This window comes from Pseudomonas sp. WSY_20, assembly GCF_043104335.1.
Lineage (GTDB): Bacteria > Pseudomonadota > Gammaproteobacteria > Pseudomonadales > Pseudomonadaceae > Aquipseudomonas > Aquipseudomonas parafulva_B.
Genome location: NZ_JBICKP010000044.1, coordinates 1 through 414 on the forward strand (window position 1 = coordinate 1; position 414 = coordinate 414).

1 protein-coding gene is annotated in these 414 nt (G+C 60.9%); it reads left to right on the forward strand.

Translation table 11 applies throughout. From position 1 onward, the window contains the following. A partial coding sequence (locus ACF8E5_RS11295; protein WP_392475287.1) for an integrase core domain-containing protein occupies positions 1-384 on the forward strand: 384 nt, incomplete at its 5' end. Positions 385-414 lie beyond the last annotated feature (30 nt).

Consider the following 414-nt stretch of genomic DNA (forward strand, 5'->3'; position numbering starts at 1 on the left):
CTGCGCGATCTGGGTGTGCTGCCATCATTCAGCCGCCCGCGGGTCAGTAACGATAACGCCTATGCCGAAGCCCTGTTCCGCACGGCCAAGTACTGCTCGCGCTGGCCAGGCCTGCCGTTTGGATCACTGGACGAGGCTCGGGTGTGGGTCATGGAGTTTGCTGCCTGGTACAACAACGAACACCGCCATAGCGCGCTCAAGTACGTCACTCCTGCGCAGCGTCATGGGAGGCAGGATGCTGCTGCGCTGAAGCAGCGTGAACAAGTATACGAGGCGGCTCAGCGTGGGAATCCAGAACGCTGGGCCCGAGGCGTCCGTAGCTGGAAGCTGCCTGGCCATGTGTATCTGAATCGTGAGCGAGACGCCCAGCAGCAAGCCGGTTAGGCAAAACACGACAACTACCTTGACGCATAC